The organism is Paraburkholderia fungorum (assembly GCF_003610895.1).
Classification (GTDB): Bacteria; Pseudomonadota; Gammaproteobacteria; order Burkholderiales; family Burkholderiaceae; genus Paraburkholderia; species Paraburkholderia fungorum_B.
Map to the genome: position 1 here is coordinate 1 of NZ_MCAS01000017.1, position 26,603 is coordinate 26,603.

Genomic DNA, 26,603 nt, shown 5'->3' on the forward strand with positions numbered 1-26,603 from the left:
GCAGAGGAATCAAATGAGCAGCACTGACGCAGCGATTGTCGACGCACGGCCGGCAATCGGATTTTTCGAGCGTTACCTGACGGTCTGGGTTGCGCTCTGCATCGTGGGCGGCATCCTGGTCGGGCAGGTATTTCCCCAGCTCTTCCAGGCAATTGGCCGCATGGAAGTGGCTCAGGTGAATCTTCCGGTCGGCGTGCTGATCTGGGTGATGATCATCCCGATGCTGGTCAAGATAGATTTTTCCGCGATGACCCAGGTTAAGAGCCAATGGCGCGGCATTGGCGTCACGCTATTCGTGAACTGGTTCGTCAAGCCATTCTCGATGGCATTGCTCGGCTGGATTTTCATCCGCCATGTGTTCGCGCCGTGGCTTCCCACCGGCCAGCTCGACAGCTATATCGCCGGCTTGATCCTGCTGGCCGCAGCCCCCTGCACGGCGATGGTGTTCGTGTGGTCGCAACTCTGCAAAGGCGATCCGTACTTCACGTTATCGCAAGTGGCGCTCAACGACTCCATCATGATCGTTGCCTTTGCACCGCTCGTCGCGCTGCTGCTCGGCCTGTCGGCGATTACGGTGCCGTGGGATACGTTGATCATTTCAGTTGTCCTGTACATCGTCATCCCCGTCATCCTCGCCCAGTTGTTGCGACGACATCTGCTGACCAGAGGCGAAACGTATTTCCGACAAGCGGTCGCGCACCTTGGTCCGTATTCGATCAGCGCATTGCTCGCGACACTGGTGCTGCTGTTTGCGTTTCAGGGGCAGGCGATCGTCAAGGAACCGCTGGTTATCGCCATGCTCGCGGTGCCGATCCTGATACAGGTGTTTTTCAATTCTGGCCTCGCGTACCTCCTGAATCGGCGTCTCGGCGTCGCGCACTGTGTTGCCGGCCCTTCCAGTCTGATCGGCGCCAGTAACTTCTTTGAGCTGGCGGTCGCCACGGCAATCAGTCTGTTCGGCTTCCATTCCGGAGCAGCCCTGGCAACGGTGGTAGGCGTGCTGATCGAAGTGCCGGTCATGCTGTTCGTCGTTGGCATGGTCAACCGTTCCCAGCACTGGTACGAAGCGAATCACAGCACCAAGGGACAACCGTTATGAACGTCACGATCTATCACAACCCCGATTGCGGCACGTCGCGCAACACGCTGGCCATGATCCGCAATGCCGGGATTGAGCCGGAAGTCATCGAGTATCTGAAGAACCCGCCTGATCGCGCTACGCTGAAGAGTCTGATCGAACGCGCGGGCCTCACCGTGCGCGCCACGCTGCGCGAAAAGGGCACGCCGTATGCCGAACTCGGCCTCGCGGAAACATCTTTAAGCGATGAGCAGTTGCTCGACGCGATGATGGAACATCCGATCCTGATTAACCGCCCGTTTGTCGCCACACCGCTTGGTGTGCGCCTGTGCCGGCCCTCGGAGCTGGTGCTCGACATCCTGCCTGCTGCACAGAAAGGCTCATTCACGAAAGAAGATGGCGAGCAGGTGGTCGATAGCGAAGGAAAAAGGCTTCTCTAATGACGCAAAACATTCCGAACATCAGCGCCCCGCATCTGGACACCCCTGATCTGCAGAAGCTGGACGCACGCGCGGCTTCGCAACACGCTCCGAGAATCCTGTTGCTGTTCGGCTCGTTGCGTGCGACCTCATACAGCCGGCTTCTCTCGCTCGAAGCCGAACGCATCTTGCGTCACTTCGGTGCGGAAACACGGGTCTTCGATCCGCACGGCCTGCCGCTGGTGGACAGCGTGCCGGCCGATCATCCGAAGGTGGTCGAACTGCGCAAGCTCTCGGAATGGTCGGAGGGGCACGTATGGTGCAGCCCGGAACGTCACGGAACCCTGACGGCGGTCTTCAAGAACCAGATCGACTGGCTGCCGCTTGAAAGCGGCGGCGTCCGCCCCACGCAAGGCCGCACGCTTGCGGTGATGCAGGTGTGCGGCGGTTCGCAATCGTTCAACGCCGTGAACGCACTGCGCATTCTCGGCCGGTGGATGCGTATGGTGACGATCCCCAATCAGTCATCAGTGGCAAAGGCCTGGCGGGAGTTCGACGCGAACGGCCGGATGAAACCCTCGGCATATTACGACCGCGTCGTCGACGTGATGGAAGAACTGTACAAGTTCACGCTGCTTGTGCGTGACCGCTCGGACTACCTGACCGATCGCTACAGTGAACGGAAAGAAGCGCACCCGGAGCTCGCAGCGACACCAGCAGTCCAATGGCCCGCCTGGGACACTTCCGTCGCGGATTCGTCGAGCGGCGGCGCGGGTTCGACGACGCAGCCCTGACCGATCCAACCGGGCCCCGCCAGCTCTTCTGCTAACGGACCGCTCACGCAAACTGGGGACCGAAACGTGTTGCAATGTGTTCGCTCGAATCGAATAGTTCGCGCAGAGTCGGACTCGTACAACCGGGTTGCACGTAAAGATAGAACGCGACTTCCGGCAGGCGCGGCAAACCATCCGCTTCAGTCAACACGCGCATATTCGCGTCGAGCAATTCGGTCGTTCGGGCAGTCACGCCCAAGCCGGCGCTAATGGCCGCCTTGATCCCCACGAGCGTCGGCGAGATATAGCTGGTTCGCCACAGGATCTGGCGTGCGTCGAGACACGAGGTCGACACCTGGCGAAACAGGCTCAGTTCGTCGGCCATCACCAAGGGCACGGGTGCGGTTGCGTCAAAGATGAAATCCTCCGCACAGATCCATACCATCGGCGAGGTGCGCAACTTGATCCCCGGGAACGCATCGTCATAGCGCGTGGAAATCGCCAGATCCAGTTCCTTGTCGCGCAGCGCATCCATCAGAAACGGGCTGCGGCCTACGTTGATCTCCATCTGCAACTCGGGCGAGAGCTTCGACAGACGCCGCAGCAGATTCGGCAGGATCGAATCCGCCACGTCGTGCGGCGAGCCGATGCGGATTTTCTCGATGGGCCCGCGTGTCTGTATCACCTGCACCGCCTGGTCGTTCAACGCCAGGATCTTATGCGCGTAGGCCATCAGCCGTGTGCCGTCGGGCGTCATCGACTTGTGCCGCCCACGCTTTTCGAATAGCGCACATCCCATTTCCTGCTCAAGCCGCTGCATCTGTTGCGTCACGGCGGACTGCGTGCGGCCCACCTTCTCGGCCGCCGCCGCGAAGGTTTCATGCTGTGCAATCGCCATGAAAGTGCGCAACAGATCGATATCGAGGTTTCGCATCGCCCACTTCGCTCACTTCAGAATTCTTAATGTTTTCGCGTTAAAAATTAAATTGTTGCCCTTCATTCTCGCGATAACCTGCTCGACACTCAAGCAATATTTAAGGGATTGGCAATAACGTCGGCACGCCACGGTAACCCCGTGTGGCGCCGAACCGGGGAATCAGCTTCATTCAATCGGAGACGAAAGACCATGTGGCAACAAAAACTGGCTGTCCTTATCTTCACAACGACTGCCATTGCCGGCGTCGCGCGGGCCGACGCGCTGGCCGACATCAAGGCGCGCGGCACGCTTGTGTGCGGTACGCAGAATGCCAGCGAACCTTATGCCTTCCCCGATACCGCCACGCGACAGACCGTCGGCTTCGATGTCGATGTTTGCCGCGCGCTCGCGCAGGGCCTCGGCGTAAAGCTCGACCAGCGCGCGCTCTCGACCGACGCGCGCATCGCCGAACTCAAGACACATCGCGTGGACCTGCTGGCCGCCGCCATGGCGTGGATGCCGGCGCGTGCAACGCAGGTCGACTTCAGTGACCAGTACTTCGTCGCGCCAATTCGTGTGCTCGTGCGTGCCGATTCGCCAATCCAGACGCTCACGCAGCTCGCGGGCAAGAAGATCGCCGCATCCGAAGGATCGAGTTCGGCGGCGGTCGCGGTGACACGCCTGCCCGACTCGAACCTGCTGACCTTTCACGACATCTCCTCCGCCTATCTGGCGCTGCAACAGCACAAGGTCGACGGTCTGGTCGCCGGTCAACTGATCCTTGCGCGCTTTGCCAACGAGGCGGCACAGAACCACGGCCAGCAGTATCGGCTGCTCGCCAGCCCGGTGTTCGAGGAGCGCTGGGGCGTGGTGATGAACAAGAACGAACCGGCCTTGATGGCGGCCGTCAACAAGATCCTTCTCGACTACGACAGAACCAACGGCCTGCAGACGAGCTTCGACAAGTGGCTGGGCACGAACTCCGTTTATAAGTTCACGCGCGACTACAAGGTCGAGCCCATCAAGGCACAGTGATTCCACGACAATGTTCGATCTCTCGTTCCTTCTCGACGACGGCTACCTGACGCTGTTGCGAAACGGCGTGCTGACCACGGTGCGCCTGTTCGTCGTCTCGGGTCTGATGGCAAGCGCGATCGGTATCGTACTCGCCACGCTGCGCGCGCTGCCGATTCGCTTCTGCAAGGCGCTTGTCGTGGTGATCGTCGAATACCACCGCAATGTGCCCGTGCTGGTGCAGATTCTCGTGTGGTATTTCGGCGTGCCACAGATCCTGCCCGAACCGCTCAAGCTATGGATCAACGCGGGCAATACCGAGTTCTTTCTCGCCGCCGTCGCGCTCTCGCTGAACTCGGGCGCGTTCGTCTCCGAGGACATCCGCTCCGGGCTTCGCGCCATACCCTATACCCAGCAGGAAGCCGCCTGGTCAATCGGCCTCACGTATCTGCAGTCATTGCGCTACGTGATCCTGCCGCAGGGCATCAGGGCCGCGCTGCCGGCGCTGCTCAACCAGGCGCTGCTGTTGTTCAAGAACAGTTCGCTGGCAATGGCCATCGGCGTGCACGAACTGCTCTATCGCACCAAGCAGATCGACAACCTCACGTTCCGCACCTTCGACATCTTCCTGGTCGCCACCGTTCTGTACCTGATCGGCACGCTGGCACTGATGGCGCTTTCGGAACACTTTGTCAATCGCCGCACGGCGCCCACAGGAGTTTGAGGTCATGTTCGACATCCTGCATGACCACCTGGCGCTGTTCCTTGTCGGCGCATGGCCAAACGGCCCGCTTGGCGGCGTGGCAAGCACGCTGATCCTCGCGGCGCTCGGGCTCGTCGCGTCGTTTCCGCTCGCGATCGCCATCGGCATGGCGCAAGTCTCGCCGTGGCGCTGGCTGCGCGTCTGTGCCGGCGTATGGACGCGCCTCGTGCGCGGCATCCCGCTGCTGCTGATCATCTTCTGGGCGTATTTCGCCGTACCGCTGCTGGTCGGCGCCGAAGTCTCGGCCTTCACCACCGCGGTGTGCGCGATCATCGTCTACGAGAGCGCATTTCTCGCGCAGATCGTGCGGGCCGGCCTCGAGAGCCTGCCGCGCGGCCAGATGGAGTCGGCGCGCTCGAACGGCTTGTCATGGCTGCAGAGCATGCGCTATGTGCAGTTGCCCCAGGCGCTCACGAACATGCTCCCGTCGATCGTGAATCAGTCCGTCTCGATCATCAAGGCGACGTCGCTCGCCTACGTGATCGGCGTGCCTGAACTCACCTATTCGGCGGCCCAGGTGAATACGATCACGCTGACCAAGCCCTTGCAAACCTTCCTGGTGCTCGCCGCTTTCTATTTCGTGCTGTGCTTCGCAATCTCCCGTTTCGCCGGGTGGCTGGAGCGCCGCGTCGCCCGTCATCGCATCGGGCTCGCGTAATCAGGAGACCTCTACACCATGCTCGCATTCGAGAACGTAAACAAGTATTACGGCACCTACCACGTGCTCAAGGGCATCGACGCAAAGATCAGCCGAGGCGAAGTTGTCGTCGTGTGCGGTCCGTCAGGGTCCGGAAAATCGACGCTGATCCGCACCGTGACGCGCCTCGAAGCAATCCAGAGCGGACGCATCCTGTTCGAGGGGCGCGACGTCACCGCGCGTGAGAGCAACGTCAACCAGTTGCGGGCGCGAATTGGTTTTGTGTTCCAGAGCTTCAACCTGTTCCAGAACCTCTCCGTGCGGCAAAACCTCATTCTCGGGCCGACCAAGGTACTCGGCATGTCGCGCGACGCGGCCATCGCTCAGGCTGAGACGCTGCTCGCCAAGGTCGGGCTTGCCAACAAGATCGACGCGATGCCGGCCAACCTCTCCGGCGGCCAGCAGCAGCGGGTGGCCATTGCCAGGGCACTGGCGATGAAACCGCCGCTCATGCTGTTCGACGAACCGACCAGTGCGCTCGATCCGGAGATGGTGCAGGAAGTGCTGCAGGTAATGCGTTCGCTTGCCGACGAAGGCATGACGATGATGATCGTCACCCACGAGATGGGCTTCGCACGGGAAGTCGCGAGCCGCGTCTGGTTCATGGACCAGGGCGAGCTGCTCGAAGACGCACCGCCTTCGCAGTTCTTCGACCGTCCCACCCATGCGCGCGCGCAGCGCTTTCTGCAGGACGTGCTGCGGCCCGCGCCTCACACTGCCAGCCTCGTCGATTGAATCCTGATCGTCCCGACAACTTCACGCTTCATTTTTTTGCTCAATACCGTTCGGAGAATCCCCTCATGTCCACGCCGTCCCTTCCTCAACAACGTCAGGCCGCCGTCGCCGCGTCCATTGCCGCCATGAAGACCACACTGGCACGCGAGGGCGAGACCCGCACCGCGCTGGCGGCCGTGCTCGAAGAGGTCAAGGCCCTCGCCGCATACAGTACGTTCTGGCAGGACAGCGAATTTCCGCCGCCCGCCGAAGGCGAGCTGCAAGCGCGTTACCTGATTTCGGAGGACGCGAACCAGACCTACGCGCTGTACCTGAATGTCATGCGTCCCGGCAAGAAGATCACGCCGCACAACCATACGACGTGGGCCTGCATCGCCGCGGTGCAAGGGACGGAATACAACTACGTCTATCGCCGCACTGACGACGGCAGCACCCCCGGTGTCGGCACACTGGAGGTGGCCGACACCGTCGTCGTGGATCCGGGTCACGGCATCGCGCTCACGGCCGACGACATCCATGCCGTCGAGATCAAGGGCGATGCGCCGATCCGCCATCTCCACATGTACGGCCGCGCGCTCGAAACGCTGACCGAGCGCATCACATTCGATCTGACCACCGGCCGCTATCAGATCATGGACATCGGCGTCAAAACGCGCCGCTGATTCGCGCGCGTTCCGTGCGGCAGCGCTGCCGCGCCGGGACCCGCCTTACCTGACACACCCTGTTGCCGACCACCGCAGCGTTGCTCGCGGTGCGGCCCCGCTCATCCTTTCGATTCGCTCTCTTATCGTCATGACATCGCTGGTTACCGCAAAAGATCTGAAAACCTGGCTGCACGACGGCGCCGAAATCGCGCTGTTCGATGTGCGCGAGCACGGCCAGTACGGCGAGGCCCACCTGTTCTACGCCGTGCCCTTACCGTTCAGCCGGCTCGAGATCGACGCTCCGCGTCTCGCGCCGCGCCGCGCTGCACGCGTTGTCGTGTACGACGGCGACGGCACCGTGGCGTTCGAAGCCGCCGGACGTCTCGAAGCTCTCGGCTATACCAACGTGTTCGTGCTGCAGGACGGCACGCAAAGCTGGACGCGCGCGGGCTATGCGCTCTTCGCCGGCGTGAATGTGCGGTCCAAGGCTTTTGGCGAGCTTGTCGAAGCGGCCTTCCATACACCTCGTGTCACCGCGCGCGAACTCGCCGAGATGCGCGATTCGGGCGCCGACGTCGTCATCGTCGACGGCCGCCCGGTCAACGAATACCTGAAGATGACGATTCCGTCGTCGATCTGCTGCCCCAACGGTGAGCTGGGTTACCGTATCCGCGAACTGGTGCCGAATCCTGAGACGCCCATCGTCGTCAATTGCGCCGGGCGCACGCGCAGCATCATCGGCGCGCAGACGCTGATCAACCTGGGCATTTCGAATCCTGTCATGGCGCTCGAGAACGGCACGCAAGGCTGGTTCCTCGAGGACTTCCCGCTTGAGCACGGCAGCACGCGCCGCTATCCCGATGCGCTCACGCCCTCCGCGGTCGAAGGCATGCGACGCGCGAGTCATCAACTCGCCGAGCGCTTTGCCGTTCCCGAAATCGACCGTGACACCTTCGCGCGCTGGATCGCCGAAGGTACGCACAGCCTGTTCCTGTGCGACATCCGCACGCCGGAGGAATTTGCCGAGGGCAGCTTGCCCGGCGCGCAGCATACGCCGGGCGGCCAGTTGATTCAGGCGACCGATCAGTATGTCGGCGTACGTCACGCGCGTCTCGTTCTTTTCGATGCCGACGGTGTGCGCGCCGCCATTGTCGCCAGCTGGCTGCGCCTGATGGGGCACGACGCTTACGTATTGCGCGACGGTCTCGCGAGCGGGGCATCATTGCCGGTGCTCGCCGACGCCGTGCCGCCGGCATTGCCCCAAATCAGCGTCGAGGCCCTTGCCGACGCGTTGACGGCCGGAACGACGCAAGTCGTCGATCTGCGCCCGAGCATGGCCTACCGGTGCGCGCACGTGCCAGGCTCGACGTGGGCCATTCGCTCGCGCCCGCCTGCGTTCAGCGCCGGCCTTGATATTGTGCTGGTGGCCGACGACGAGCGCATCGCGGAACTCGCGGCCGCCGACTGGCGCCGGCATGCGCCGCATGGCAATGCCACCATCATGCTGCTGAGCGGCGGTCTTGCTGCGTGGACAGCGGCAGGTCGGCCCATCGAAACCACACCCGAGCTGCCTCCGGATAGCGAATGCATCGATTACCTGTTCTTCGTGCACGACCGGCATGATGGAAACAAGGCGGCTGCCCGGCAATACCTTGCCTGGGAAACCGGGCTGCTCGCGCAACTCGATGCGCGGGAACTGGACGACTTCAAGATCGGTTCGCATACCGCAAAGGCGTAGCCGTTGATCGCCACGGCGAACACATGAGATCGAATTTGCCGGACGCTCGACGTCCGGTCATCACAAGCGGAACCGACATGTCATCGAAACCCCCATCGCAAGGTTTGGCCACCCGTCTCGTCAAGGGCGGCACATCGCCTGTTTTCGAAGGCGGACGGGCCGTCAATCCGTCCGTCGTGCGGGCATCCACCGTTCTGTTCGAGTCGATGGATGCACTCGAAGACGCCCGCCGCCGGCGTGACAGCGAGCGGATGTTCACTTATGGAGCACGCGGCAATCCCACCGGTTTCGCGCTGGAGGACGTCGTCGCGCAGCTTGAAGGCGGCTATCGCACGCGGCTCTTCCCGACCGGACTGGCAGCGATCGCAATGGTCTTCATGGCGTTCGTGCGCCCCGGCGATCACGTGCTGATCGCCGACTGCGTCTATCAGCCGCTGCGCCACTTCGTCGATACGTTCCTGCGGCCATGGGGTGTCGAGGCGACCTACTTTCGTGCCGACGGCAGCGACCTTGCGCAACAGATGAGACCCGCCACGAAGCTGGTCTATGTCGAATGCCCGGGCTCACTCGTCTACGAGATGTGCGACCTGCCGGCTCTGGCCGATCTCGCGCATCGCCACGGTGCGCTGCTGGTCGCCGACAACACATGGGGTTCGGGCATGCAATACCGCCCGCTCGAGCTGGGTGCCGACGTCTCCGTGATGGCCGCGACTAAATATCTCAGCGGCCATTCGGACGTCATGATGGGGACGTTGACGACCACGCGCGAGGTCTGGCAGCCGGTCGCCAGCATGTGCGACGCGCAAGGCGTTGCGGTCAGCCCTGACGACGCCTATCTGGTGTTGCGCGGCACGCGCACGCTGGCCGCCCGTCTGACGATGCATGAACGCCATGCACTCGAAGTTGCGCATTGGCTCGCAGCCCATCCCGCAGTGGCTCGCGTGTACTGTCCCGCACTTCCCGATGACCCCGGCTACGCGCTGTGGCAACGCGACTGCACCGGCACCAACGGTCTGATCTCCTTCGAGTTCGCCAAGGCCGGACCGGCCGCGGCCGCACGCTTCGTCGATTCGCTCGATCTGTTCGGCATCGGCGCATCATGGGGCGGTTTCGAAAGCCTGGCGACCGTCGCCAAAGTCGCGAACACCCGCACGTGCGCCGACTGGTCAAATGCCGGGCCCATCGTACGTCTGCACATTGGACTGGAGGATCCGCAGGATCTTATCGGCGATCTCTCGCGCGCGTTTGCGCAGATTGGCGACGGATTCTGAATTTTGCATGATCTGCATGCCGCCGGATTTGCGTCCGGCGGCGGCCGTTTCAGGCGTCTCGCCAATCGACTACGCGCCGAGATCCCGCAGAATCCCCGGCATTCGCGACACGGCGCGTTCGTGCAACTGCGTGTAAAGGCTATTGCCATGCGCGTCGATCGCCACGGTCGCGGGCCCGAGTTGTTCGACTTCGAGCGTGAGCAAGCGGAACTGCGAGATGTACTCGGTCCAGTTCATCGCCACGACCCGGCGCAGCGAGGCCGACAGCAGATGCGCGCCGCCGCCCAGAAACGACAGATATACGCAACCGCATTCGCGCAAGGCGGCGGCGCTTGCTTCGTCGAGCCCACCTTTGCCGCCCACGAGACGCACGCCAAGACCCCGGATCAATGCGGGCATCCACGGGTTGTACCGGGTGCTGGTGCTTGGGTTCAGATAGAGCGGCACGGGGCCGTCCGCCGTTTCATCGACATAGGTGCTCAAATGGAAGAACGCACCATCGCGCAGATCGACCGGCAGCGGTGCGCCCTGCTCCACGGCCTCCGCCAGCCGGCGATGGGTCGGCAAGCCGATGCTCACCGTAATCTCACCCGATAGCCGCACCATGTCGCCGAGCTTCAGATCGAGCACGCTCTCGCGCGTGAGCGGCAAACGCAAATCGTGAATCTGGGTCATCGTTAGCACTCCATGAATTCGACACGGCCATCGCCGTGAATGCGCGCCGCCGTGCGCCGATTAATCCAGCAATTGAAGCACACGGCAACCGGCACGAAGCCGTGACTCGCGGCATAGTCGACATGCACGGCCATCGCCGTGGTGTCGCCGCCCGTTCCCATCGGCCCGAAACCCATCGCGTTGACGGCGCCGAGCAGGCGCTGTTCCATGCGCGCAAGGATGGGCTCCGGGTTAGTCTGACCAAACGGCCGCAACATCTGTTCTTTCGCGAGACGGGCCGCGTAGTCGAACGTGCCGCCGATTCCGACGCCGATCACGAGCGGCAGGCAAGGCTGCGATCCGGCGCGCAGCATCGTGTCGAGCACGAAGCGTTCAATTTGTTCCAGAGTCGGATACACGAACGCGTCAATCGCTTCCCAGCGGCCGGTGCCCATGGCTTTCGGCGCGCAGACAATGTCCACGTAGTCCGCGTCGTCGATCACGTCGAAGCTCACGATCGGCATGTCCTTACCTGCATAGCTGCGCTCGTGTGTCAGCGGATTGGTGACCATCTTGAGGATTGGCGGCGAGATGTTCGCCGCCAGGTCCGCAAAACCTTCGCGAATAGCAGCGCGCACGGGTCCGTCAAACTGAACGCGTGTGCCGATCTTGATGCTATAGGTCGGAATGCCCACGTCGCTACAGACCAGCGTGCCGTTACGCCGTGCGCCGTCGGCACTTTCGAGCATGATGGCGAGCGTTGCCTTGCCGGTTGGACTCGACTCGGCACCAGACGCTCGCTGCAAAAACGCGCGCGTGTCATCCGGAATCGCTTTTAACGAGCGTTCGTAAAGCTGCGCGGTGACTTGCTTAAGAGTTGTGCTGCTGATCGGCATCGTTGAAATTCCTGAAGAGGGAACGGCGCCTGTCTACCTGTCGGTATGTCGGCTTAATTGCCTTGAACCCGGGGTTCGCGTATTCGCGCAAGATTCCGGCAGGAGAAAAGCGGGCAGAAAGTGCTGGATGGACAGCACGCAATGGCGAAAATAAGCGGATCCCTTCGATGACACCAAATCCACCATGAACGATTTCCACACGCACCCGCGACGCATCGGCATCATCGGCGCGGGCGCGATCGGCGGCCACTTCGCCGCCCGCCTCGCGCTCGCCGGGCACCGCGTATCGTTGCTCGCGCGCGGCGCAACGCTGGATGCGCTCGCCACCTCCGGACTGCGCTATACGTGTCCCGGCGAAGCCGAGCGGATCGTCGCGGTAGAGGCTCACGCAAGTTGCGCCGACATGGGTCCGCAGGATCTGGTGATCATCGCGCTGAAATCGCACGCGCTGCCCGCCATCGCCGCGTCGCTCACGGCGCTTGTCGGCGACGCAACCGTCGTGCTGCCGGTGGGGAACGGTCTGCCGTGGTGGTACTTTCTCGCCCCCGGAAATCCGCTCGAAGGATTGCGCCTCACGAGCGTCGACCCGCGGGGTGAGATCGAACGCGCGCTGCCGTTCGCGCAAGTGCTCGGCGGCAGCGTGATGGCGTCGTGCAGTTCGCCCGCGCCCGGCGTGGTCCATCATCAAAGCGGCGGCAAGATCGTGATCGGCGAACCGTGCGGCGGCATCAGCGAGCGGGCGCGCGACTGGGCACAACTGCTGACGGCGGCCGGCCTGCCGACCACCGCCAGCGACGACGTGCGCCGCGATCTGTGGCTCAAGCTGCTCGGCAACGTATGCGCCAATCCGTTGAGTCTTATCACGCAGGCGAGTACCGACCGTCTTGTCGACGATCCCGGCACGCGCGCCGTTTTCGAAAACCTGATGACGGAATGCCTCACGCTCGGCCGGCGCGCCGGTCTCGCACTCGACATCGACGTAGCGCAACGCATCGCCCAGACGAGGCAGCTCGGCACGATCAAGACGTCGATGTTGCAGGATCTCGAAGCGGGGCGCCGCGTCGAACTCGACGCGATTCTCGGCGCCCCGCTGGAGTGCGCGGCACAGCTCGACGTTGCTGTGCCCCTCATGCAGACGGTGTTTGCGCTCGCCCGTTTGCGTGCGGCGCAGGCGGGTCTCGATAGTGGACATGCCGGTTCTCTGTAACAGTCAACCCCGGGTCAAGCCCGGGTCAGCCCGAGGTCAGCCACGCGTGTAGTCAGCCGAATTGGCGACCCATCCCTTGTCGATGAAGTCCGTGCGCGGCGGCGAGAACACGTCGATCAGAAGATGGCGGCCCGTGCCGACGCCTTCGGTCGTGTGGATCAGATGAACCGGAATCGAGATCATCGATGCCGGGCCGGCTTCAAGATGCTGATCGTCGCGCCACTGGTTCGCATCGGCGCCCCATTGCACACGCAGGTGATGAATGAAATGTCCGTCGATCGCGAGCGAGCCCTGCTCGAAACTCGTGTGGCTGTGCGGGCTCAACTGCGAGCGGTCGCGCGCGTCCTGATACTCGACCCAGTTGATGCTGAGCGTGTCGGATTGCAGCATCTTCAGGCGCGGCTTGTCGGCCGGCGGCTTGATGCTGTCGATGCCGATCACCTGCAGTTCGCCGTTCGCGCGCGTGCGTCGATAACCGGCATCGCTGCCGACAATGCGCGGATCAGCCGGCACATAGTCCCGTTCGTTGAGTGCGGCGCCGGGCGCAAGATCGGCGCGTGACGACGCGATCAGCACAGCGCGGCCAGTGCCGTCCGGTTTCACCGAGACTTCGCCCGCGGGCAGCACGCACACGCTGCGGCCCGGCACGGACTGCGCGGCGCCTTGTCCGGTGCGCACCTCAGCGCCGCTTTCGTCGGGCAGGAGCAGCAGCATCTCGTGCGCGCTGCGTGCTTCGAATGTTTTGCCATTGCCTTGCAGCCATTGCACGAAGAAGTTCTGGCCGCGCGTCACGGTGCCTGGCGCAAGATCGTAGACAGCGGTTTTCCGCACGCTGGTGTCGGTTGTAGTCGTCATGTTCGGTTCCTTCTTGATTGGGGGATCAGTCGCGCCGCGGGCTCGGGCGGCCCAGCACATCCATGCGGCCGACGGTGGCGTAGCGGTTGCCGTCGAGGCGGGTCAGCGGTTCGGTGCGGGCCGTATCGAACCGCCCGTCCGCGCCGATAAAGCGATCGTCCAGATGCACGCCGACAACGCGCCCGAACACCACGTTGCTGGCCGTCTCACCGGGCCCCGTCGGCTCGATGTCGACGATACGCAGCAACCGGCACTCCATGCTGGCGGGCGACGCCGCGACGCGGGGCGGCTTCACCATCACGCTCGGTGCCTTGTCGAGTCCGGCGAGTTCGAACTCGTCGGTGCCGTAGGGCGCGTCGATCGAACTGAGATTCATCTGGTTGCGCAAATCCCATGTCACGAGGTTCGTGACGAACTCGCCGGTCTCGCGCACGTTCGTAATGGTGTCCTTCTCGTGCCGGTCGGCCGGCGCGTTGCACGAAAAGATCACCACCGGCGGCGCGGTCGAGACGAGGTTGAAATGCGAGAACGGCGCGAGATTCACCTGCCCCTTGCTGTTCATCGTGCTGATCCAGCCAATCGGGCGGGGCGCGACGATCGCATTGAAAAGCGTGCGCTTGAAGTCCGGTGTGGTCGCGGGGTCTAGAAACATCGTTATCTCCTTGTACGGCTCGGATTGCTCAGCGGCGCGCGCCGCCTTTCACGAACACCTTCTTGCCCGTCTCGTAGAGCACGGCGTGGCGTTCCGCGTCGGTGAGCAAGGTCGTCGCGTCGAGCATGCGCTGCACCATATCCTTGTACGTGCCCGACGAGGTGCCGATATCGGAGCCCCACATGATGCGATCGGCGCCGAACATATCGACTGCCTGGCGCAGCACGTCGCGCGCCGGGGTATCCGTCTCACGGTAGATGTCGAGGTTGATCGAGGTGAACTTGAAGAAGATATTGGGCTCGGCGGCAAGCGGCACGAAGCGCGCGTCGAAGCCGTAGTTGTCGTCCTCGACTTCAGGTTCGAGCATATGGTCGAGCACGACGCGCAAGTTCGGAAAGCGCCGCGCCAATTCGATGATCGCCGGCACCGACGGGCCGCCGCCACCGATCGCCAGCACCTCCAGATCCATCACGATGCCGTACTCGTTCGCCACGGCCCACGTCTCCAGTGCGCGCGGCGAATTCAGCCACGGCATGGTGCCGTCCGCTTCGCGTCCACCGAACAGGCGCACGCCCGCAAGGCCGTGTTTCTCGATGTACGAGCGCACCAGTGCCGGTGTACCTGCGTCTTCCGCATCGAGAATGACAACGGCGGAAAACGTGTCGGGGTATGCATCCGACGAGTCGAGAATGTAGCTGTTGTCGAAGCGGTAGGTCATGCGTTTTTGCACCGCGACCGCGCCTTCGACGTGTTCTTCCTGCATCCACTGCAACATGCGCGAGACGTCCGGCACTTCATTGACCGGATTGAGGCCATGCTTGCCGCCCGGCAGGCCGATCACGCCAGGCAGGCGTGGCGGTGCATTGGGCGAGCGTTTCATCGGGTTGCGCGGGTAGCGCGTCAGGTCGTCCGCCACGAGGTGCGCGTGCGAGTCGAACAGTTTGACGGCTTGACCGGCAGGAGAATTCGTGGGGTCTTGCTGGGAACGCATGTCTGCTCCAGGGAGAGATGGGTTGCTAAAAGGCGCATAGCGCTGTGCCGCCAGCATCGCCAGCGTTGCTGGCGTTGCAATAAGGCGATCGAACGGCGGCGCTACGCATCGCGGCTAGAAAAGATGGCGAATGCCGAGCAGCACGGCGTTCTGCGTATCGGTTGCCGACGGCGTCGCGGAGGTCAGCGCGGCCACCGCACGGTGTCCCGTCGAATCGAAGCCACCCGCAGTCTCGCGCAGCATGACGAAATAGAGGTCGGTTCGCTTCGAAAGCGAATAGTCGGCGCCGAGACTCCATTGCTGATAGCTGGCGCCGCTCTCGCCGTTATACGAGCTCGCGCGCGTGTACGTGTAGGCAACCCCGAACTGCAGCGACGGCGTCATACTGTATTTCAGATTCGCTTCGCCCGTGTTGAACGTGGCGGTCGCACCAACTTCAGCCGGCGGCGGTTTGGCGCCCGCGACCGGCGTGCCGCCGATATTGAAGAACTTCGTATTCGTATAGATGCCGCCGAGCGTGAACGAGCCGAGCGCATACGATGCGCCCGCCCCCACGACCTGCTGTGACGCCGCCGTCGCATAGCCGCTGAAGACCGGGCTCGAGAAGTTGTTGCCGGTCGTGCTGCTGGTTGCGTTGTTGCCGAACAGCGAGTAGTTCGGATTCTTCACGTACAGATAGGCCGCGGCGAATTTGAACGGCCCGTTGCCGTAGTCGACGCCTGCGGAAATCATCTGGTTCTGCGTCGTGTTGCCCGCGATGCCACCGAGACTGTATGTGGCGCCAAACTGCAATCCGCGATAACGGGGGCTCACATACTTGATCGCATTGTTGGCGCGTTCGGTGCCGTCGACGTCGTCGAGCCCGCCCGGATGGTATCCCCACCCTGCGCCGCGCGCCGCCCAATCGCTGCCGGCGGAAAACGGCCCCAGATAGGTCGAAAGCGTGAGGTACTGGCGGCCTAACGTCACCGTTCCGTAAGGTGTGGCGACGCCGACGAAAGCCTGACGCCCGAACATCAGCCCCGCTTGCAAGGCGCCCGTCGTGGTGGTGAAGCCGTTTTCCAGCGTAAAGACGGCCTTGTAGCCGCCGCCCAGATCTTCACTGCCTGTCAAACCAAAGCGCGATGCGCTCTCATTGCCGCCGGCAATAGCGAACTGGGACTTGCCGCCCGCGTTGCTGTTGTAGCGAAAACCGGCATCGACGATGCCGTAGAGCGTCACCGTGCTCTGCGCGTGTGCCGTGCAGGCGATACCGCAGGCTGCCATCAGGGACAATGTTCTTTTCATCGGGGTCTCCTCTCCGTGTCTTGGCCCGTTCGCGTCGCGTCACGGACTTTCAGTTTTTCGGATATTCAAAGTTGGCGAACGCGTGCTGTTGGCGGCTATCACGTTCGACGCCTCGTATGGTTCCATGCGATACGCGCCGGTCCAAGCGCGTTTCAGAAACTTTTCGCAGACCGAAAAGCACGGGATGCCACCCTGCCCCAAAAAAATAGCCTGTTCGGCATGAATTCCGCCACGCGAAATCTTCCCGATTCGCACTTGAAGCGCGGCGTCGGCGCGACATAGCATTGCTCACCGTGGGTCTGGCCTCGTTCAGCGGCCGCTCACCGATAGATAAAAACCGGCGCTGCGCGTCTCACGCGCGACCAACCGGGCCGCCACATTGGAGGAGAGATGGAGATTTCAGTTGCCACGCCGGTCAGCCAGGCAGTGACACACGATGAACGCCTGATCCGGCGTGTGTGGTGGCGCATCATGCCGCTGATCCTGGTCACCTATCTGGTGTCGGTCATCGACAAGATGAACGTCAGCTTCGCCAAGCTGCAGATGGTGCATCAGATTGGTATGACGGAAACAGCTTATGGTCTGGCGTCGTCGCTGTTCTTCATCGGCTATCTGGTCTTCGAAATTCCAAGCGCACTCGGCGTACACCGCTTCGGCGCGCCGAAATGGTTTTTCCGCATTGTGCTGAGCTGGGGCATTGCGACCCTGCTCATCGCGTACATCGCGTCGGGTTCGGCTTTCGCGGCGCTGCGGTTTCTGGTCGGTGCGGCGGAAGCCGGCTTGTATCCGGGCATCGTCTACTACCTGAGCGTGTGGTTTCCGCGCCGCTATCAGGTGCGCGCGATCGCGCTTCTGACACTTGGCAGCGCGCTCGGCAACATGCTCGGCTCGGCTTTCGGCGGCCTGCTGCTGTCGCTCGACGGCATCTGGCACCACGCAGGATGGCAATGGGTGTTTATCGTCACCGGCCTGCTTGCGCTCGTGCTCGCGCCGATCGTGTTGTTCTGCCTGCCGCGCAGTGTCGAGACGGCGTCGTTCCTCGCGCCGCAGGAGCGCAGCCAGCTGGCACGCATGGTCGCTGACGAAGCGCCGGCCACGCATCACGAAGGCAGTGTCTGGAGCGTGCTGTGCGACCGCAAAGTGCAGGCGTTTGCGCTCGGCTACACGTGTCTGCTCACGTCGCTCTACGGGCTCATTTACTGGCTGCCGACCGTGATCAAGGGATTCGGCGTCTCGAGTTCGCTCAACGGTCTGCTGACGATGGTTCCGTGGGCACTGACCGCCGCGCTTTTGCTGATCGTGCCGCGCACGCTCAAGAACGAAAACCAGGTGCGCATCGCCGCCGTGATCATCGGCATGGTCGGTTGTGTGGCGTTCGTGACCAGCCTGCTGGTGAGCGATCCGGCGGCGCGCTATGTCGCGCTGGTGGTTGGCACGCCCTGCACGTCGCTGCTATTGCCGTGCTTCTGGTCGCTGCCGTCGAAGTATTTCAGCGGACGTCGCGCCGCCACGAGCCTCGCCGCGATTAGCAGTATCGGCAACCTCGGTGGCTTTCTCGCACAAAACGCGATGCCGCGGATCGACAAGGCCTTCGGCCACCCCGGCGACGCCATGCTGCTGCCTGCCCTTTGCCTGCTATTGCTCGCCTGCACCGCGCTTGCCATGAAGGGCACGCGAGGTCGCGCGCCGGTCAACCCAACCGCGTCCCGATAGACCGCTTCCAATCCGCTTTCACTCCTCATCCATGTCTACCACCACGCACGACACCTCCATGCGCCAGATCGGCACTTTCGTCAAAACCGGCGCGCCGCAGATCATCGAGATTCTCGGCGGCGCGGGACTCCACTTTGCGGTGATCGACGCAGAGCATGCGCCGTTCGACCGCGCCACGCTCGACATCATGGTGCTCGCCGCGCGCTCCGTGAATTTGCCGCTGTTCGTGCGGATTCCCGACATGAGCGCGGCGACGATCCAGTCGGCGCTCGATCTCGGCGCCTCGGGACTATTGGTGCCACACGTCGATTCCGCGCACGAAGCGCGCACGCTGGTCGCCCGCACACGCTTTATCGACGGCGAACGCGGCTTCTCCAGTTCGCCCCGCTTTGCCGGTTACGGCGCGATGGGCATGGAAAAGGCCGTCGCGGCGGGCAACGGCACGGTCGTTATGTGCCAGATCGAGAGCCGCGCGGGCTGTGCCGCCGCGCGTGACATCGCGAACGTCGAGGGCGTGTCCGGCCTCTTCGTGGGCCGCGCCGATCTGGCCTTGTCGTTTGGCCTGACCAGCGCTCGCGCACCCGAAGTGATGCAGGCCACCGTCGACGTGCTGGATATCACGCGGCGTGCCGGCAAGACGGGAGGCGTCGCGCTCGGTGAGGTCAGCGAGTGTGCTGAATTCGAGCAGATGGGCGCGACGTGGTTCGTTATCGGATCGGATCAGTCGATGCTTCGCAAGGGCGCGCTGACGTTGATGGCCTGATTGCGGGGCTGATCCGCGGCATGGCCACCGAGGCCGGGGTGGCCGGTCCAGCCTCGTCAAAAACTGCGATAATCCGGGTTTGTCGAAGGGCAAGCGTCAGACCGACCGACGCGCGCCCGACCACCCAGGCAAGGCGATACGATGGCGGAACGCGAATCTTCGATTCGGGCAGTGGAGCGAGCAATTACCCTTCTGCGTGCCCTGAACCAGATGCCCGTTTCCACGCTCGACAGCCTGCATCAGCTAACGTCGCTACCCAAGCCCACGTTAATCCGGCTGCTAAGAACCTTCGAAGACCTGGGCCTCGTCGCACGCGGCGCGCGGCCCGGCGAATACCGTCTGCTCGACGGCGTCAACGCATTGAACTCGGGCTATCACCATGTGCCGCGCGTGGTCGAGATCGCGGCGCCGCTCGTGCGCCAACTCACCGAAGAGATCAAGTGGCCGATTGCCGTCGGCATGCTCGACGTCGACGCGCTAGTCGTACGCTACAGCACGATTCCGTATTCACCGCTCTCGCTCCTGCATTCGTCGATCAACATGCGCCTAAGCCTTGTTTCGCGTGCATTGGGGCGTGCGTATCTCGCCTTCTGCTCGCCCGAAGAACAGGAGATGCTGCTCGAAGTCGTGCGGCAGAGTCATCATCCTGAAGACCGGCTCGCACAGGATCGTGAAGCCGTCCAGGCGATGCTCGATCAAACCCGCGAGCGCGGGTACGCCCTGCGCGATTCCAGCGTGCGGCCGGTGTCCGGCACCATCGCCGTGCCCGTGATGGCGAAGGAATTCGTGGTCGCCTCGATTGGACTCACATGGTTTTCCTCCGCACTGACCACGGAGAAAGTCGTCGATCGGTACCTGGGCCAGATGCTCGAAGTGTCGCGGCGAATCTCGGAGCAGTTGGAAAACTAGCGAATGAAGTCTCGTGGCCGTGCTGCTGTCGGCTAGTCACGCTCGCGTCTCACGCCCCCTTTCCGGCAGGTGGAATTTCGCGGAGTTGTGCTTGGCCGCAGACGAGGCACACCGTACCATTTGTCGAATAGAAAGGCTTATCGCCAATATCGTTCGACAGGTTCCATTTCATTGGCGGCGGACGCGTAGTCAATCTGTTTTCGCGCCCGTCTGCACCGCAGATATTCAATCGGAGACAGGATATTTCAGGGCGAGCTACAGGCCCAATTCAACGTCTTCATTATTAATCTGCCAATTCGTAAATTTTAATTTTCGACAAAATAATCAAGATCGAGACAAGGAGGAGACTATGGTGATCAAGAAAGAGGTCCCGTGGAAAGCGGTGGTGGCATCTACCGTCGGCAATGCACTGGAATGGTACGATTTTCTGGTTTACGGGTACCTGTCCGTCATTATCGCCAAACAGTTTTTCCCCGCCGACAATCCCGTTACCTCAATGCTTCTGACCACGGCTACTTTCGGCGTCGGCTTCGTCGTGCGGCCCATAGCCGGGATTGCCATTGGTATCTATGCAGACCGTGCCGGGAGAAAAGCGGCGCTGTCTTTTGTGATTCTCCTGATGCTCGTTTCAACCGCCATGCTGGCATTCTCGCCGACCTATAGCCAGGTCGGCATTCTTGCCCCGATCATTGTTGTCTGCTCACGGATATTGCAGGGCATTTCGGTCGGCGGCGAGTTCGGCAGCGCCACCGCACTGCTGATCGAATACGCGCCGCCCGGAAGGCGGGGTTTCTACGGCAGCTGGCAGATGTTCTCGCAATCGATCGGCGTGTTTCTGGCTACGCTCATGGGCGCCCTGCTAACGAGCGTGTTCACCGCCGACGCATTGTCGTCGTGGGCCTGGAGAATTCCGTTTCTGCTCGGCTTGATCATTGGGCCGATCGGCTTCTATATTCGTCGCAATCTGCAGGAACCCGAAATTTTCCTGAAAGAGGCGCAGCACAAGAAAGTCTCAATCGCGGAGATATTTCGCCGCTACCCGGCGGAGCTGTTCGTGTCTTTCGCGTTGAGCGCGGTGACCAACATCATGGTGTACGTACTGATCGCATACCTGCCAATCTACGCGGTTCAGTCTCTCAAGACCTCCTTGAATGCGCCGTTCATCGTACTCACCGTGTCGTTACTGGTAAGAATGGCACTCGTTCCTTGCTTTGGCCACCTGTCTGACAAGATCGGCCGAAAGATAATCATGGGAGTCGCGCTCACGCTTTTCGCGTTGCTGATCTACCCAGCGTTTATCCTGTTGAACATGTATCCGACCACCACGTCCCTACTCATGATGGAGCTGGCATTTGCGTTGCTCATGGCAGCCATACTGGGCCCCGTGTCGGCAACGCTTGCGGAACTGTTCCCGACGCACATACGTTCGACCGGCCTGTCCATCACCTACAATCTGGCGGCTTCGCTGTTGGGTGGGTTCACGCCGTTCCTGCTGACGTGGTTGGTAGCGAAAACCGGCGACAAGCTCATGCCGGCTCACTATCTGGTCGGATTCCTGGTACTCGGCGCGGTTTCGCTACTGTTCTATAAGGAATCCGATATGAATGCGGTTCTGTCGGACCATGATGCGCGCGAATCCGCAGAGAAAGACGTTGATCTCGTTGCGCAGGTCGGCCGGACTGCACGCAAAGCAAACTGATCTGAAGAGATTCACTTCTCTCCCGGGGATGAGCACGGCAGAATGGCCGGGTTCACCCAATTCATATAAACCGGAGGCCGTTTCAAATGAGCAAAGCAGTGACTATTGATGGTCAAACCTTAACAGCGCGACAAGTGGTGGAAATTGCGCGGTTCGACGCACATGTCGCTCTTGCTCCGGAAGCTATGGAACGCATGCACGCGGCCCGCCGAGTCGTGGAGCAAGCGGTCGCCCGCGGTGATCGGGTTTACGGCGTGACAACCAGCGTGGGCGCCAAGACAGGTGTTCCACTCGCGCCGGCAAGCATCGAGGAATTCAACCGCAGGCTGTTACAGACCCACAACTTCGGCCACGGTCCCACGGCGCCAGACGAAATTGTGCGCGCGATGATGGTCATTCTCGTGAACTCCATGGCCTCCGGCCGGCTCGGTGTTCGCCCCGTGCTAGCCACCATGCTGGTCGACGCGCTCAATAGCCGCCGGACGTTTCGCGTGCACACATGGGGATCGATCGGTCAGAGCGACATGTCGCCGGTGGCGGATCTGGCTTTGGCGCTCTACGCCGACATCACGTTGACGTCGGGCGAGGCACTCGCGCTTCTCAATTCCAGCGCACTCTCGCTTGGCACGGCCGCTATGGCCATTGACGATCTGCGCCGCCTGCTGAAATCATGGACCATCGTCTCGGCGTTGAGCATGGAAGGTTTCGCCGCCAACCCGTCCATTCTTTCGCCTGCTGCAATCCGTTCACGCCCGTTTGAAGGGCTGCGGATCGCCGCTGAGTTGATTCGCGCACAGCTTGACGGCAGCTACATTCTGAAAAGCGATGGCCCTCGTCATCTGCAGGACCCTCTTTGTTTTCGTTCTCTACCGATTACATTTGGAAATGCGTTCGATAGCTTTGCATTCGTTGAGAAACAGATCTCCATCGAACTGAATGCCAGCCAGAACAACCCTATCGTGTCGATCGAGGACGACACCTTGGTGTCAGTGGCCAACTTCGACATGCTGTCGCTCTCAATGGCCCTCGACACGGTCAGGTTAGCCTTATCGCCCGTTGTCACCAGCGCCACGGAGCGAGTGGCGAAACTGACGGATTCGTTCTGGTCCGGACTCCCTGTAGGTTTGATCGAGGAAGACAGCGTTGGCTTGCCCGGATTCAACGGATTGGCGCAATTTCACAAGTCTCTGGCGTCGGAGGCGCGCCTGCTCGCAGGACCGACGGTAATCGAACTGGCCAGCTCCAGCCATTCGAACGGCAACCTCGATCGGGCCAGCATGGCTACTGTCGCGGCACGCCGCGCGCGCGAAACGGCGGAGCTCTGCAAGTCGCTTCTTACAATGGAGCTTATGGTTGCGGCTCAAGCCGTTGAGATACGTAAAGCCACGCCGCTTGGGGTTTCGACCACGAAGCTTCTGGAATTCGTCCGAGGCTTTGTGCCCCATGCGGCGGGACACGAGCGGGTGCCTCATCCAACACCGCTACTCGCCGCACTCGAGTCGAGAGAATACGATCTGAGTGAGATCGTTGCGTGAGCTGCGTTTTTTCCTGAATAAAGACGCGCCATCAAGGCATCCTCGCTGAACGGACGGGGCAAGCGAAACCACCGCTGCCCGCGTCACCTATGCGCAAGGCAGCCACTCACCCACCGAACACTTCCACCATCTGCGCATTCAAGCCGTTCACGAAAGCGTGCTCGCCAGGCCCCGGGTTCCCGCGGAACTGCTTCGCACCTTCAACCAGAACCTCATCTACATCCGTTCCGAGCACGGCGATCGTTTCTTCGATGAAGGGCTCGAGCGGCATCGCCTGTTCGGCTTCGCGGCTGTTCATGAGATCCGTGCGCACCCAGGGCGGTGCGATCTCAAGCACGCGAATCTTCGTATTCCTCAGCATGAAGCGTTGCGAAAGAATATATGAATGCAACGCCGCCTTGGTCGATGAATACACTGCCGTCACCGCTAGCGGCACGAAAGCCAGGACCGAACTGGTATACGCGACAACCGCGTCATCCTTGGACTTCAAGTGATCGATCAGCGCGGACGTCATGCGGATCGGCCCCATGAGGTTGGTCGTGATGGTGGACACCATCAGTGCATCGTCGATGTGACCGCCTGCCTGGTCAGGCTGCATGATCCCCGCGTTGTTGATCAACACGTTGAGATCGGGATAGTCCGCGATCAGTTGCGCCGCTACCTTTTCGATGCTGGCCGGGTCGGTAATGTCGAGCTCGATTGCCGCCATACCAGGATTCGCCGCGACCACTTCGTCGAGATGGCTGCGCCGGCGGCCGCTGATGATGACCTTGTTGCCGCGCTGGTGGAGCGCCTCGGCTAATCCACGGCCAATGCCCGAACCGCCGCCCGTGATGAAGATCGTGTTTCCAGTGAGTTTCATGATCGTTTCCTGTTGATGTTGCAGTTGAGGTTGAAATTGAGGTTGCTGTAGGTAAGGTCGAGATGCTCAGGCAGGGAACTGCTCGCCGAACATCGGCAAACCGCTCGCGGATTCGGCCCGGGTTGCTTCGTCCTGCAGAACGTCCCAGTGCTCGGCAAGCTTGCCGTCTTCAAAGCGGATAACGTCGGCTGCAATCCACGCAGCGGAACGGCCGATTCCCGAGAAGCGTCCATGCGCAATGACGTAGTCGCCCTCGGCCACCATCAGATGGTTCTCATAACGCGCGGTGTCCGGCAGCGCGCGAACCAGATTGAACAGGCCGTCGCGTCCCGGCGCGATATGGGCGCTATGCTGGATGTAGCGTTCGGACCAGAAGCGCTGGGCAGCCTCGTAGTCGCGCTTGTTGAACAGGGTGTCGAATGCTTCCAACGCAACCGCCTTGTTCTGTTCAGGGGTTGTCTTCGCCATGTTGAGTCCCTCTTTAAAGATGCAGTTGACGACGCGCTCAGGCGTCAGATAGCCGTTGTGTCCTCGCCACCTGGACGTTCGCGCAAAGAAGGCTATACTTAAGACAATGGTGAATGACATTGTCATTGAGGTGGATTGTGGTCGCCCGCCATGATGATGTCAATGGTGATCGACATTGTATTTTTTGATGGATTTGATTGAGCCGTGGTCGGCCAAAGGGAGGGAAAGTGGGTGTTTCCAGGCAACAGGCGGCTGAAAACCGGCACGCAATCGTGGCGGCCGCCGAGAAGCTGTTTCGTGAGCGCGGCGTCGATGCGGTCGGGCTCGCCGAGCTGATGAAGGCGGCGGGCTTTACGCAGGGCGGGTTTTACAACCACTTCAAATCAAAAGACGCGCTGGTCGCCGCCGTGATGGAGAAGGCGATGGAAGAAGGCGGGGAGGCGTTTGCCTCCCAGATCGCCAGCTCCAGATCGACTGACGCCGACCCGGTGAAGCAAAACATCCGGTGGTATCTGTCCCCCGAGCATCGCGAGAATATCGAGGCGGGGTGTCCGTTATCGGGTTTTGTCGGCGACGCGCGCCGGTTCGACAACGCGGCGCGCGGCTCTTACGCGCAAGGTCTCGCGGCGAACCTCGAGCGATTCGCCGAGGTCATTGAAGAGAGAGAGGGGGTCAGCGAAGGCAGTCGCAGAAAGGCGATCGGCCTGTTCAGCCAGATGGTCGGTACGCTGCTGCTTTCGCGTGCCGTCGCTGACACTGACCCAGCGCTCGCAGATGAAATTCTCGAGGAGGGCCGTCAGCATCTCCTCAGCGCGGTGGACACGCAAGCCGAAACTCCATCGCACGGACACGCGCGCCGGTCGAAGCAGGCCCGCACGTGAACGTGACGGCGTGAGCACTGACTGCGCCGGCGATCGCGCGGCGGCCAAGCAGCGTTCGCGCGCGAGACAGCCGCGGCAGCTTCAACCTTATCCCGCCTCGCGGCATGTGCGAGGCGGAAGTAAGGCGAGTTAAAACATCGGATGTGCAGTCGGATAAAGCGCCGTTCTCAGCGCGAATCCGCCGAGTACGACAAAGATGATGGCGGCAAGAATGTGAACGGCCTTCGTCGGCAAGCGGTCGGCAAACTTGTGTCCGAGATAGATGACCGGCACATTCGCCAGCATCATGCCTAGTGTCGTGCCCGCGACGACGCCGAAGAACTCGTGAAAGCGCGCAGCGAGCGCGATGGTCACGATTTGAGTCTTATCGCCCATCTCGGCGAGAAAGAACGTGACGGCCGTTGTGCCGAAGACGCCCATCGAATTCTTCGTCAATACGGCGTCGGCATCGTCCAGCTTGTCAGGAATGAGAATCCACACCGCCATGACAGCAAATGAGGCAACGACCGCCCAATTCAGGATCCCCGGGCTCAGAACGCTCGCGAGCCATGCTCCCAGCGCGCCTGATGCCGCATGGTTGATGAGCGTTGCAGCAAGCACACCAAGAACGATGGGAATCGGCTTGCGATATCGCGCAGCCAGCACCAAGGAAAGCAGTTGAGTCTTGTCGCCGATTTCGGCGAGGCCGACCACACTGGTCGAGACGAGGAAGGATTGCATGGGGTTGTTGTATCCGGGCCGCGCTGAAAGCACGCGATGACGCGCATTCCGGCGACCCGGTTAGGTCGGAATGCGTGTCATCGGTCTTGCCAGGCACTTGGCTGCGCACGCCATAGCGGGTCTCTCGACTCGCCAAGTATGTTGACATGCGCCCCCGAACACGGCGTTCGAGGCGGCTACTCCCCAATGAGCAGGCGCGATTCTATCGCGCCGTATGCGACATAAGCAAGTTGCCGCGCCGAAAGGCAATGGATGTCATTACAAAATCCTTTCGACCATGATATGCTCGCCGCTGTCTTTGGGGAGTAGCCGGCTTCTACCCAGAAGCGCCTGCGTCAACATTCTCGGTCGCCCAGACCGTGGTGCAGGTAGCCCTTTGGTTGGCAAGACCATCGACACACCACGCGACCGGTCGGGCGCGGCGGTGTGTCGCGGTTTTCCGCCCGACCTTGAGCCTCTCTTC

At 61.8% G+C, this 26,603-nt stretch carries 27 protein-coding genes and 2 riboswitches; of the genes, 17 read left to right on the top strand and 10 right to left on the bottom strand.

Annotation, left to right across the window (positions count from 1 at the left end; translation table 11 throughout):
* Positions 1-13: 13 nt before the first annotated feature.
* Genes arsB through arsH form a run of 3 tightly spaced genes read left to right on the top strand, consistent with a single transcriptional unit; the run spans position 14 to position 2,291 of the window.
* The gene (gene arsB, locus BCY88_RS17690; protein WP_120342740.1) at positions 14-1,099 is read left to right on the top strand and encodes an ACR3 family arsenite efflux transporter; all 1,086 of its coding nucleotides are present in this window, start codon (positions 14-16) and stop codon (positions 1,097-1,099) included.
* Positions 1,096-1,518 carry an arsenate reductase (glutaredoxin) gene (arsC, locus tag BCY88_RS17695; RefSeq protein ID WP_120342741.1) on the top strand — a complete coding sequence of 141 codons (423 nt, stop codon included), beginning with the start codon at positions 1,096-1,098 and terminating at the stop codon, positions 1,516-1,518. The genes arsB and arsC overlap by 4 nt, the downstream gene beginning before the upstream one ends.
* On the top strand, positions 1,518-2,291 hold the full coding sequence (arsH, locus tag BCY88_RS17700) for an arsenical resistance protein ArsH (protein WP_259461434.1): 774 nt from the start codon (positions 1,518-1,520) through the stop codon (positions 2,289-2,291). The genes arsC and arsH overlap by 1 nt, the downstream gene beginning before the upstream one ends.
* 43 nt (positions 2,292-2,334) lie before the next feature.
* Here arsH and BCY88_RS17705 read toward each other — a convergent pair whose 3' ends face one another.
* A complete protein-coding gene (locus tag BCY88_RS17705; RefSeq protein ID WP_120345520.1) occupies positions 2,335-3,204 on the bottom strand; it encodes a LysR substrate-binding domain-containing protein in 870 nt (289 codons plus the stop codon).
* Positions 3,205-3,396: 192 nt separating this feature from the next.
* Here BCY88_RS17705 and BCY88_RS17710 point away from each other — a divergent pair, with 192 nt between their 5' ends.
* The 7 genes from BCY88_RS17710 to metC all read left to right on the top strand — a co-directional run bounded on the left by BCY88_RS17710 (position 3,397) and on the right by metC (position 10,048).
* The gene (locus tag BCY88_RS17710; protein ID WP_120345521.1) at positions 3,397-4,221 is read left to right on the top strand and encodes a transporter substrate-binding domain-containing protein; all 825 of its coding nucleotides are present in this window, start codon (positions 3,397-3,399) and stop codon (positions 4,219-4,221) included.
* Between the two features lie 10 nt (positions 4,222-4,231).
* A complete protein-coding gene (locus tag BCY88_RS17715) occupies positions 4,232-4,924 on the top strand; it encodes an amino acid ABC transporter permease (RefSeq protein ID WP_120345522.1) in 693 nt (230 codons plus the stop codon).
* A gap of 4 nt (positions 4,925-4,928) precedes the next feature.
* Positions 4,929-5,621 (top strand): amino acid ABC transporter permease, encoded by a 693-nt coding sequence (locus BCY88_RS17720; protein WP_120345523.1) that lies wholly within the window; start codon positions 4,929-4,931, stop codon positions 5,619-5,621.
* Between the two features lie 18 nt (positions 5,622-5,639).
* The gene (locus BCY88_RS17725) at positions 5,640-6,395 is read left to right on the top strand and encodes an amino acid ABC transporter ATP-binding protein (RefSeq protein WP_120345524.1); all 756 of its coding nucleotides are present in this window, start codon (positions 5,640-5,642) and stop codon (positions 6,393-6,395) included.
* 65 nt (positions 6,396-6,460) lie between these two features.
* The gene (locus tag BCY88_RS17730; RefSeq protein WP_120345525.1) at positions 6,461-7,057 is read left to right on the top strand and encodes a cysteine dioxygenase family protein; all 597 of its coding nucleotides are present in this window, start codon (positions 6,461-6,463) and stop codon (positions 7,055-7,057) included.
* Between the two features lie 130 nt (positions 7,058-7,187).
* Positions 7,188-8,777: a rhodanese-like domain-containing protein gene (locus BCY88_RS17735; RefSeq protein WP_120345526.1), complete on the top strand. Its 1,590-nt coding sequence runs from the start codon at positions 7,188-7,190 to the stop codon at positions 8,775-8,777.
* 77 nt (positions 8,778-8,854) lie between these two features.
* Positions 8,855-10,048, top strand: coding sequence for a cystathionine beta-lyase (gene metC / locus BCY88_RS17740; RefSeq protein WP_120345527.1), 1,194 nt, complete (start codon positions 8,855-8,857; stop codon positions 10,046-10,048).
* 69 nt (positions 10,049-10,117) lie between these two features.
* Here the strand turns inward: metC and BCY88_RS17745 are convergent, their stop codons facing one another.
* Together BCY88_RS17745 and BCY88_RS17750 are read right to left on the bottom strand one after the other, a co-directional pair.
* Positions 10,118-10,723: a fumarate hydratase C-terminal domain-containing protein gene (locus BCY88_RS17745; RefSeq protein WP_120345528.1), complete on the bottom strand. Its 606-nt coding sequence runs from the start codon at positions 10,721-10,723 to the stop codon at positions 10,118-10,120.
* Between the two features lie 2 nt (positions 10,724-10,725).
* Positions 10,726-11,598 carry a fumarate hydratase gene (locus BCY88_RS17750; RefSeq protein ID WP_120345529.1) on the bottom strand — a complete coding sequence of 291 codons (873 nt, stop codon included), beginning with the start codon at positions 11,596-11,598 and terminating at the stop codon, positions 10,726-10,728.
* A 184-nt stretch (positions 11,599-11,782) separates the two neighbouring features.
* On the opposite strand from BCY88_RS17750, the gene BCY88_RS17755 reads away from it, so the two are divergent.
* Positions 11,783-12,805: a ketopantoate reductase family protein gene (locus tag BCY88_RS17755; RefSeq protein WP_120345530.1), complete on the top strand. Its 1,023-nt coding sequence runs from the start codon at positions 11,783-11,785 to the stop codon at positions 12,803-12,805.
* 36 nt (positions 12,806-12,841) lie between these two features.
* On the opposite strand, the gene BCY88_RS17760 is transcribed toward BCY88_RS17755, so the two are convergent.
* From BCY88_RS17760 to BCY88_RS17775, 4 genes are all read right to left on the bottom strand, one after another.
* Positions 12,842-13,660: a cupin domain-containing protein gene (locus BCY88_RS17760; protein WP_120345531.1), complete on the bottom strand. Its 819-nt coding sequence runs from the start codon at positions 13,658-13,660 to the stop codon at positions 12,842-12,844.
* Between the two features lie 25 nt (positions 13,661-13,685).
* Positions 13,686-14,312: a flavin reductase family protein gene (locus BCY88_RS17765; protein WP_120345532.1), complete on the bottom strand. Its 627-nt coding sequence runs from the start codon at positions 14,310-14,312 to the stop codon at positions 13,686-13,688.
* A gap of 28 nt (positions 14,313-14,340) precedes the next feature.
* On the bottom strand, positions 14,341-15,303 hold the full coding sequence (locus BCY88_RS17770) for an amidohydrolase family protein (RefSeq protein ID WP_120345533.1): 963 nt from the start codon (positions 15,301-15,303) through the stop codon (positions 14,341-14,343).
* 114 nt (positions 15,304-15,417) lie between these two features.
* The gene (locus BCY88_RS17775) at positions 15,418-16,590 is read right to left on the bottom strand and encodes a porin (RefSeq protein WP_120345534.1); all 1,173 of its coding nucleotides are present in this window, start codon (positions 16,588-16,590) and stop codon (positions 15,418-15,420) included.
* 390 nt (positions 16,591-16,980) lie between these two features.
* Between BCY88_RS17775 and BCY88_RS17785 the strand changes: the two genes are divergently transcribed.
* The 5 genes from BCY88_RS17785 to BCY88_RS17805 all read left to right on the top strand — a co-directional run bounded on the left by BCY88_RS17785 (position 16,981) and on the right by BCY88_RS17805 (position 23,209).
* Positions 16,981-18,303: an MFS transporter gene (locus BCY88_RS17785; RefSeq protein ID WP_120345536.1), complete on the top strand. Its 1,323-nt coding sequence runs from the start codon at positions 16,981-16,983 to the stop codon at positions 18,301-18,303.
* A gap of 31 nt (positions 18,304-18,334) precedes the next feature.
* Positions 18,335-19,066, top strand: coding sequence for an HpcH/HpaI aldolase family protein (locus tag BCY88_RS17790; RefSeq protein WP_259461435.1), 732 nt, complete (start codon positions 18,335-18,337; stop codon positions 19,064-19,066).
* A gap of 141 nt (positions 19,067-19,207) precedes the next feature.
* On the top strand, positions 19,208-19,975 hold the full coding sequence (locus BCY88_RS17795; RefSeq protein WP_120345538.1) for a DNA-binding transcriptional regulator: 768 nt from the start codon (positions 19,208-19,210) through the stop codon (positions 19,973-19,975).
* 349 nt (positions 19,976-20,324) lie between these two features.
* Positions 20,325-21,674 (top strand): MFS transporter, encoded by a 1,350-nt coding sequence (locus BCY88_RS17800; protein ID WP_120345539.1) that lies wholly within the window; start codon positions 20,325-20,327, stop codon positions 21,672-21,674.
* A gap of 86 nt (positions 21,675-21,760) precedes the next feature.
* The gene (locus tag BCY88_RS17805) at positions 21,761-23,209 is read left to right on the top strand and encodes an aromatic amino acid ammonia-lyase (protein WP_120345540.1); all 1,449 of its coding nucleotides are present in this window, start codon (positions 21,761-21,763) and stop codon (positions 23,207-23,209) included.
* A 106-nt stretch (positions 23,210-23,315) separates the two neighbouring features.
* Here the strand turns inward: BCY88_RS17805 and BCY88_RS17810 are convergent, their stop codons facing one another.
* Both BCY88_RS17810 and BCY88_RS17815 read right to left on the bottom strand, forming a co-directional pair.
* Positions 23,316-24,071 carry an SDR family oxidoreductase gene (locus BCY88_RS17810; RefSeq protein WP_120345541.1) on the bottom strand — a complete coding sequence of 252 codons (756 nt, stop codon included), beginning with the start codon at positions 24,069-24,071 and terminating at the stop codon, positions 23,316-23,318.
* Between the two features lie 66 nt (positions 24,072-24,137).
* Positions 24,138-24,539 (bottom strand): nuclear transport factor 2 family protein, encoded by a 402-nt coding sequence (locus BCY88_RS17815; protein ID WP_120345542.1) that lies wholly within the window; start codon positions 24,537-24,539, stop codon positions 24,138-24,140.
* 227 nt (positions 24,540-24,766) lie between these two features.
* Between BCY88_RS17815 and BCY88_RS17820 the strand changes: the two genes are divergently transcribed.
* Positions 24,767-25,420, top strand: a complete 654-nt coding sequence (locus tag BCY88_RS17820) for a TetR/AcrR family transcriptional regulator (protein ID WP_120345543.1) — start codon at positions 24,767-24,769, stop codon at positions 25,418-25,420.
* A 129-nt stretch (positions 25,421-25,549) separates the two neighbouring features.
* On the opposite strand, the gene BCY88_RS17825 is transcribed toward BCY88_RS17820, so the two are convergent.
* Complete coding sequence (locus tag BCY88_RS17825; RefSeq protein WP_120345544.1) at positions 25,550-26,140, bottom strand: TMEM165/GDT1 family protein; 591 nt, start codon at positions 26,138-26,140, stop codon at positions 25,550-25,552.
* 15 nt (positions 26,141-26,155) lie between these two features.
* Positions 26,156-26,337, bottom strand: a riboswitch (yybP-ykoY riboswitch).
* Positions 26,338-26,428: 91 nt separating this feature from the next.
* Positions 26,429-26,595, top strand: a riboswitch (yybP-ykoY riboswitch).
* Positions 26,596-26,603: the final 8 nt, after the last annotated feature.

Bases quoted from the DNA above. Each gene is read 5' to 3' on its own strand.
- arsB (WP_120342740.1), top strand. From the start codon at position 14: ATGAGCAGCACTGACGCAGCGATTGTCGACGCACGGCCGGCAATCGGA.
- arsC (WP_120342741.1), top strand. From the start codon at position 1,096: ATGAACGTCACGATCTATCACAACCCCGATTGCGGCACGTCGCGCAAC.
- arsH (WP_259461434.1), top strand. From the start codon at position 1,518: ATGACGCAAAACATTCCGAACATCAGCGCCCCGCATCTGGACACCCCT.
- BCY88_RS17705 (WP_120345520.1), bottom strand. From the start codon at position 3,204: ATGCGAAACCTCGATATCGATCTGTTGCGCACTTTCATGGCGATTGCA.
- BCY88_RS17710 (WP_120345521.1), top strand. From the start codon at position 3,397: ATGTGGCAACAAAAACTGGCTGTCCTTATCTTCACAACGACTGCCATT.
- BCY88_RS17715 (WP_120345522.1), top strand. From the start codon at position 4,232: ATGTTCGATCTCTCGTTCCTTCTCGACGACGGCTACCTGACGCTGTTG.
- BCY88_RS17720 (WP_120345523.1), top strand. From the start codon at position 4,929: ATGTTCGACATCCTGCATGACCACCTGGCGCTGTTCCTTGTCGGCGCA.
- BCY88_RS17725 (WP_120345524.1), top strand. From the start codon at position 5,640: ATGCTCGCATTCGAGAACGTAAACAAGTATTACGGCACCTACCACGTG.
- BCY88_RS17730 (WP_120345525.1), top strand. From the start codon at position 6,461: ATGTCCACGCCGTCCCTTCCTCAACAACGTCAGGCCGCCGTCGCCGCG.
- BCY88_RS17735 (WP_120345526.1), top strand. From the start codon at position 7,188: ATGACATCGCTGGTTACCGCAAAAGATCTGAAAACCTGGCTGCACGAC.
- metC (WP_120345527.1), top strand. From the start codon at position 8,855: ATGTCATCGAAACCCCCATCGCAAGGTTTGGCCACCCGTCTCGTCAAG.
- BCY88_RS17745 (WP_120345528.1), bottom strand. From the start codon at position 10,723: ATGACCCAGATTCACGATTTGCGTTTGCCGCTCACGCGCGAGAGCGTG.
- BCY88_RS17750 (WP_120345529.1), bottom strand. From the start codon at position 11,598: ATGCCGATCAGCAGCACAACTCTTAAGCAAGTCACCGCGCAGCTTTAC.
- BCY88_RS17755 (WP_120345530.1), top strand. From the start codon at position 11,783: ATGAACGATTTCCACACGCACCCGCGACGCATCGGCATCATCGGCGCG.
- BCY88_RS17760 (WP_120345531.1), bottom strand. From the start codon at position 13,660: ATGACGACTACAACCGACACCAGCGTGCGGAAAACCGCTGTCTACGAT.
- BCY88_RS17765 (WP_120345532.1), bottom strand. From the start codon at position 14,312: ATGTTTCTAGACCCCGCGACCACACCGGACTTCAAGCGCACGCTTTTC.
- BCY88_RS17770 (WP_120345533.1), bottom strand. From the start codon at position 15,303: ATGCGTTCCCAGCAAGACCCCACGAATTCTCCTGCCGGTCAAGCCGTC.
- BCY88_RS17775 (WP_120345534.1), bottom strand. From the start codon at position 16,590: ATGAAAAGAACATTGTCCCTGATGGCAGCCTGCGGTATCGCCTGCACG.
- BCY88_RS17785 (WP_120345536.1), top strand. From the start codon at position 16,981: ATGGAGATTTCAGTTGCCACGCCGGTCAGCCAGGCAGTGACACACGAT.
- BCY88_RS17790 (WP_259461435.1), top strand. From the start codon at position 18,335: ATGTCTACCACCACGCACGACACCTCCATGCGCCAGATCGGCACTTTC.
- BCY88_RS17795 (WP_120345538.1), top strand. From the start codon at position 19,208: ATGGCGGAACGCGAATCTTCGATTCGGGCAGTGGAGCGAGCAATTACC.
- BCY88_RS17800 (WP_120345539.1), top strand. From the start codon at position 20,325: ATGGTGATCAAGAAAGAGGTCCCGTGGAAAGCGGTGGTGGCATCTACC.
- BCY88_RS17805 (WP_120345540.1), top strand. From the start codon at position 21,761: ATGAGCAAAGCAGTGACTATTGATGGTCAAACCTTAACAGCGCGACAA.
- BCY88_RS17810 (WP_120345541.1), bottom strand. From the start codon at position 24,071: ATGAAACTCACTGGAAACACGATCTTCATCACGGGCGGCGGTTCGGGC.
- BCY88_RS17815 (WP_120345542.1), bottom strand. From the start codon at position 24,539: ATGGCGAAGACAACCCCTGAACAGAACAAGGCGGTTGCGTTGGAAGCA.
- BCY88_RS17825 (WP_120345544.1), bottom strand. From the start codon at position 26,140: ATGCAATCCTTCCTCGTCTCGACCAGTGTGGTCGGCCTCGCCGAAATC.